Here is a 6,089-nt window from a genome sequence, read left to right as displayed (position 1 = left end):
CGATGCGACGAGCCGGTTGATGCAACTGCACTTTACGACGACCGAATCGACGTTCAGCTACTTCGAGGCGACGCGGGCATATCTGGAACGTTACGGTAAGCCGGTGGCGTTCTACAGCGACAAGTACAGCGTGTTCCGCAGCCCGACCGCAGGCAAGACCGGTAGCAGCGTGACGCAGTTTGGCCGGGCCATGTATGAGCTGAACATCGACACGTTCTGCGCGAACAGCAGCTCGGCCAAGGGGCGTGTGGAACGGGCTAACCTGACGCTGCAGGACCGGTTGGTCAAGGAAATGCGCTTGCGCGGCATCAGCACGGTCGCCGACGCGCGCCCTCCTTCATCGCTGATTTCAATCGTCGCTTCGCGAAGCCGCCGCGCAGCGACTTCAATGCGCACCGGCCGCTGCGAGACGACGAGAATCTGGACCGGGTGATGACCTGGCGCGAAACGCGTCGGGTCTCGAAGTCGCTCACGGTGCTGTACGACCGGGTGCTGTATCTGCTGGACGATACGCTGGAGAATCGGAAACTGATTCATCGCTACATCGACGTCTGGGAGTACCCGGATGGCCGGATCGAAATACGGGCTGATGGCGAGCTATTGCGATGCCGCCTTTATGACAAACTGGCAGAGGTCGATCAAGGCGCGATCATCGAACACAAGCGTCTGAGTCATGCGCTGCAGGTGGCTGAAGCGATCCAGGCGCAGCGCGACAACCGGCGGATCTCGGGTTCGCCGTCGCGTGCCAATCGAGGGTTACCGGTACGAGCCAAGGCATCGTTGCCAGGTGCCAAGAAACAGCGTGCGTTCACGGAGGCTGATATCGAAGCAGCCATCCTGCAGGTTGCCTCACAAACACATCAACCGGAATCGAATCGGCGGTCTGCGAAGGCCCGCGGGTGAGCGTAAGCGCCCTGCTGCTTCAGGCTCGGCGCTTCAACGCTGAAGGACGGAAAGGCCGAGAAACATGCGACATCTGTATTTAGCTGGCGCTACGACATCTGAATCCGGGTATGACATTTGGTGTAGTAGCTTTTTAGAAATGTCGTGTTTGGACCTCGGTAAGCTTGCCGGCTCCCCGTCAGATCATGGAGCCGGCGATGCACCGAACAGCACTGGTGACATTGAACATGCGAGAACTCGATCGTCTGAAGGTCATCCAGGCTGTAGTGGATTCGTGGCTGAAGCCTGGCCGCGCGGCCGAACGACTGGGCCTGACGGTCCGGCAGATCGAACGGCTAGTGATTCGGTACCGGGAATCTGGCGCGGTTGGACTGACGTCGCGCAAACGTGGTCGTCCGGGGAACCGGCGATTGGACGAGGAACTGGCTCGGCGAGCGCTGACGATCATTCGCGAGCGCTACGCGGATTTTGGCCCGACGCTGGCCTGCGAGAAGTTGTCCGAGTGCCATGGCATCCAGTTGGCCAAGGAAACGGTACGGCGGCTGATGACGGATGCCGGTTTGTGGGTGCCACGCCGGCAGCGGCCGCCGAAGGTCTATCAGCCGCGGGCCCGGCGCGCCTGCTTGGGCGAACTGATTCAGATCGACGGCAGCGATCATCGGTGGTGAACGGTCCCGGTTTTCACCCTCGCCCGCGCCCAGATACTGCGTCACGCAACTCACACGATGATGATCGTCGTGTCAGGTGCCGACCGGCTGGCCATCTTCGTCGAACGTGGAGACCATTTCGGTACCCGCCTGCTTGACGTCATAGTGAAACACCTTGCCGTCCTCGTCGTGTTCGACTTCGAACGCCACGATATCGTCGTCAGGCAATGTGCCGAGCCGCACGAAACGACGGGTGAAGATGTCCGGCACGTCCTTGCCCGGCCGGGTCGCTACGATCCGGCCGATCGAGTCGTCGATCGATTGGTATTCGGCCGGCAGACGCCATTGCCCCGAAGCGTCGAGCACGCCCCATCGCTCGTGTTCGCAGGCGGCCCAGCACCTGCTGCCGGAGTGCAGCAGCACGGTCAAGGCGGTATAACGGCACGGGATGACCTGTACGCCGTTGCGATCCACCACCCCGAACTTTCCGTCATGCAGCACCCGCGCATATTCCCCGCGCCAGAACGCCCATACGCGCTCGTACTGCACCGGCGTAATCGCGTTCCCCTGGCTATCGATATGTCCGTATCGGTCGCCTTGCCGCACGATTGCAACTTCCATCCATGCGTCGAAGCAGATCTCGTCGTAGCGCGGTGGCACCAGCGTCTCGCCCGTGATGGCCATCACGCCCATCTTCCCGTCTTGCTCGAACACTTCAACTTGCTCGTAGTAAATCGAGGTTAACGGTTCCCACCCGTAGTCGTAGTGGTCCTGGTTGATCAGTTCGCGAAAACTGGTGACATCTTCTTCCGCAAGACCCTCGCACTGGTCGAGTATGGCGAGATCGTCGGCCTCGATCGCTTGCTCGATTCTCGCATTGTCGCGCTCGATGCGTGCCAACAACGCTTGAGCCAGTTCAACGTGCGGCTTCGCCGACAGGTTGAACACATCCCATCCGTTCAGATGAAAGTACCGGTGGATCGCGCGATTTTCGAGGAATGCGAATATCTTGCGCTTTGCTTCCCGGAACGCGTCTAGATCGTCGATCAGACGGTCGGCATGACGCTCCAGGAATGCGTACAACCTGGCCATCCGCGTCTTGCCGCCTTCGGCTTCCGCATAAATTCCGTCGTCATCGCCGGTATCGTTACAACGATTACGTGCAAGGAATGGCGCTACCGCCAGCAGCGGACTCAACACCGTCGGGAAGTCGTAGTTCCACTCCACCATGTTCAGACATGGCGTGTCGGCCGGACCGATGTCTTGCAGATTGAACATGTACATGCGATGTGCCATCGAAGTTCCTTGTTATGAGTGACGCGTTGGCAAATCAGCGTCCGGATGCTTATGTCATGCCCGCTGGTGTTACGTTTTCGGGCGTTTAATCGACGGCAAATCATGCGTCGCAGCCGGATTCCGCAAAACGGAGACGGGCCATCGAGCGGTGCAGCGGGCGGAATGGGCTTCACAGTGCGATGTTGGTTCGTGCAACCACGCCCGAAGCAACTAAAATTCTTCCTTTCCCGGATCCCCTCGATTTCGACGGGCTTCACTGGGGTAGCCTGATTTAGCGTGACAAGGGCTTCCGATCCGCGCCCACAATAATGTCGAGTGAAAAAGAATACTCTCTGTCTGATTTTTATTCACCCTGCATCGAGTGACGCCAGCGCGTCGTCGCATGGCCTAAACCCGTCGGCTCCCAATGTTGCGTCAACATCGAGCCGTTTCAGATCGACGCCCTTACCTTGTTTGCAGTTAATGTAGGAAGTATGCTCCGCGGGCTTCGCATAATTTATATTGCCACGCCATATGCTTCGCCCCGGAGAACGCATTTTTCGGCGACCTCACATCGGCACCCTTCGTCTTCGGTGCGGCGTGCGGTATCGTCGCTCCATGAAATCCGCTGCTCGCCCTCCATTCATCGGAAGACGCTTTCGAACGAGCCACCCAGGCAAATTTCGAGCGGCGCGAAATATTCGCGAAACCCCATGTTAAGGCGTAGCATGCGGTGCTTGCTGCAAGCAGGCATCGGTTATCCATCCGACGTCATTTTTTATGACAGGGAACGCGGGCTCCCGGACAGGTGTATCGGGTCGGCCGATTATTCGAGATTTTGCACTCGATCGATGCAATTGCTTCGAAAATTTTCTTGTCAATCGGTGACGGCTCACCCGCCAGTCGGGCAGTTCGCCGGGTAGACTGTCGTCCTGTTCGAGTTCCTGCTTCACACGATCGGCCGCAGCTTTAGTTGCGGAGCGGTTCTTGACATTCGTCATTGCGATAGCTCGCGCAATCGTGATGACGAATGCAATCGCGGGGACATAGCTTGTAGCGGCCAAGTTGAAATCCATGGCCGGCTCCTCATCATGATGGCATTCGACTGTCCTGTTCGGGACCCGTCGCGCGCGCGATCGACTATTGTGATGCGGGGAGACCCCATGTACAAACCTGCCGCACCCGCTCGCCTGCCGCTGCGTGCTACTTTCGCAAATAGCACCGGCCAAGAGAGTTCCGTGGTGCGCGACCAGTGAACATTGTGGATTCACGCATCATGTACTCGATCTTGCCCGCGTTTGTATCTGCGTTGTTTCTCGGGTTCGGCCTCTACGTGATGGCCACCAAGGGCCTCACGCGCGTATCGGTCCCGTTCGTCTTGATGTGCGCGACGACCTTCGTCTGGCAGGGAACGTGGGCCTTCCTGTTCCAGACGACCGAGGCGGACGTTGCCAACGTGTTGGTCAAGGCAGGCTATCTGTTCATCCTTTTTCTGCCGACGACCTTCTACCATTTCGTGACGGAGATCGTGTCGCGTCGGGACGAGCGGCCGATCCTGTTCGCATCCTACGGACTCTGCGTCCTGCTGGCGGTACTGCTCGTCACGAGCAATGCGGTCGTCGATGGATTTCGCCTGCATTTCTTTGGCCCGTATCCCAAGGCAGGCCCACTGCATCCGTTGCACGTCGTGCAGACGGTACTCCTGGTCGGCCGCAGCGGTTGGCTCCTGATCGACGCTAGACGACAGGAGCGAGCGCGAGACGTCCGGCAACTGCTCACCCAATGTCTCGTCAGCCTGGGCCTCTACTCGCTCGCGGCTACCGACTATGCGGTGAACTACGGAGTCGAGTTCTATCCGGTCGGGGTGCTGGTTATCGCGCTCAGTCTCGGGATTCTCGCGACGTCGATCGTCCGCTATGGCCTGATGGGCCCCTATCTGCTGGCCGCGACGGTCGCGCACGAAGTGGCCACGCCGCTGGCGGCGATCGGCCTGCACGCGGACGAGCTGCGGAGCGTCCTGCCGGTGCTGCTGCGCGGGTATCGGCTAGCGGTGGAGCACCGGTTGTGCGCCGACGGTTTATATCCCGAACAGCTGGAGCGGCTGCCGACGCTCGCGTCGTCGATCCGGCGCCAGGTTGACACCACGAGTACGGTGGTCGAAATGTCCCTGGCGTCCTTTACGCTGGACCGACTCGATCGCCACGGCTTCGCGGCCTATCCGATACGGGCCTGTGTCGACGCCGCGGTGGATCGCTTTCCCTTCCGTGTGGGTGAGCGAGACCGCGTGTCGGTCGACCCGATCGATCCGGACCTTCAGTTCTCCGGATCCGACTCGCTCGTGATCTTCGTCATCTTCAATCTGCTGAAAAACGCCCTGTACGCGATCCACGCAAACGGCCGTGGGCAGATCGAGATCGAGGCCCATCGCAGCAACGGTTACTGCGTGGTGCGTTTCAGCGATACGGGCCCGGGCATCGCACCCGATGTGCTCCCTCGAATCTTCGACGCCTTCTTCTCAACCAAGTCGCACGGTCGCGGTGCCGGCATGGGATTGAGCTTCTGTCGCCGCGTATGCGAGGCGCTCGGCGGCACCATCGCGTGTGAATCCCTCCCCGGCGTCCGGACTACGTTCACGATTCGGCTGCCGGAGCCCGGTTCGCCGGCGGACCAGGCATTGCGCGATCCGCCGGCGCCCACCCGGCGCTATCGCATTGGGTAAGGCTGTCTCACGTTCAGTTCGCGGCGGACGGCAGGATCAGTTCATACGCCTTGACCCGCTCGATGATGCCCGGCGGAAACCGGCGGATCCGCTTGTCGGAACCGGCAAACACGATTTGCTGATACCCCAGCGACACTTGCCGTCCGTCAACGTAGAAGCGAAACAGCAGATAGGCCGAACACTGCCGAACCTCGAACGTATTGAGATAGCAATCGACCCGCTGGAACGGAAACGTCTCGTGGACGTATTCCTGATGCGCGCGCTTCGTCACGAACGACCCGCCGGCCGCCAGCAGGTTGTTGTGGATGCATTCGTGAAACCAGCGTTCACGGCACACGCCCTGCCATTCGAAGTAGCGTGAGAAATAGGTATTCATGAAGGCATTGGAATCCTTGAGGTAAATGTCGACCACGTGATGGAAGGTTTTCTCGGACAGATGTGCCGTTTCGTTGGAAAGGACGTTAAGAATCGCGTCTCGCGTCAGCATGGATAACTCCTTGAATCGCTACTGGCGGTAGCGGCGCATTCCTTCAACGAGAAGGAAT

At 59.6% G+C, this 6,089-nt stretch carries 4 protein-coding genes and 2 pseudogenes; 3 read left to right on the top strand and 3 right to left on the bottom strand.

From position 1 onward, the window contains the following. Positions 1-986: pseudogene (locus HWX39_RS18270) on the top strand (ISNCY family transposase); the annotation flags it as partial. Positions 987-1,124: 138 nt separating this feature from the next. Continuing rightward, a pseudogene (locus HWX39_RS18265) lies at positions 1,125-1,568 on the top strand (helix-turn-helix domain-containing protein); the annotation flags it as partial. Positions 1,569-1,643: 75 nt separating this feature from the next. On the opposite strand, the gene HWX39_RS18260 reads toward HWX39_RS18265, so the two are convergent. Both HWX39_RS18260 and HWX39_RS18255 read right to left on the bottom strand, forming a co-directional pair. Further along, positions 1,644-2,846 (bottom strand): WG repeat-containing protein, encoded by a 1,203-nt coding sequence (locus HWX39_RS18260; protein ID WP_175969376.1) that lies wholly within the window; start codon positions 2,844-2,846, stop codon positions 1,644-1,646. A 695-nt stretch (positions 2,847-3,541) separates the two neighbouring features. Beyond that, positions 3,542-3,901 carry a hypothetical protein gene (locus HWX39_RS18255; protein WP_175969375.1) on the bottom strand — a complete coding sequence of 120 codons (360 nt, stop codon included), beginning with the start codon at positions 3,899-3,901 and terminating at the stop codon, positions 3,542-3,544. Between the two features lie 200 nt (positions 3,902-4,101). Between HWX39_RS18255 and HWX39_RS18250 the strand changes: the two genes are divergently transcribed. After that, on the top strand, positions 4,102-5,544 hold the full coding sequence (locus HWX39_RS18250; RefSeq protein ID WP_175969374.1) for a sensor histidine kinase: 1,443 nt from the start codon (positions 4,102-4,104) through the stop codon (positions 5,542-5,544). 13 nt (positions 5,545-5,557) lie between these two features. Here HWX39_RS18250 and HWX39_RS18245 read toward each other — a convergent pair whose 3' ends face one another. Further along, on the bottom strand, positions 5,558-6,031 hold the full coding sequence (locus HWX39_RS18245) for a thioesterase family protein (protein ID WP_175969373.1): 474 nt from the start codon (positions 6,029-6,031) through the stop codon (positions 5,558-5,560). Positions 6,032-6,089: the final 58 nt, after the last annotated feature.

It is taken from the genome of Burkholderia sp. BCC0322 (assembly GCF_902833045.1).
In the GTDB taxonomy this organism is placed as follows: Bacteria; Pseudomonadota; Gammaproteobacteria; order Burkholderiales; family Burkholderiaceae; genus Burkholderia.
This window is presented reverse-complemented; position numbering and strand designations above follow the sequence as displayed.

What these genes read in the sequence shown, in the direction of transcription:
- HWX39_RS18260 (WP_175969376.1), bottom strand. Translation starts at nt 2,846, where the DNA reads ATGGCACATCGCATGTACATGTTCAATCTGCAAGACATCGGTCCGGCC.
- HWX39_RS18255 (WP_175969375.1), bottom strand. Translation starts at nt 3,901, where the DNA reads ATGGATTTCAACTTGGCCGCTACAAGCTATGTCCCCGCGATTGCATTC.
- HWX39_RS18250 (WP_175969374.1), top strand. Translation starts at nt 4,102, where the DNA reads ATGTACTCGATCTTGCCCGCGTTTGTATCTGCGTTGTTTCTCGGGTTC.
- HWX39_RS18245 (WP_175969373.1), bottom strand. Translation starts at nt 6,031, where the DNA reads ATGCTGACGCGAGACGCGATTCTTAACGTCCTTTCCAACGAAACGGCA.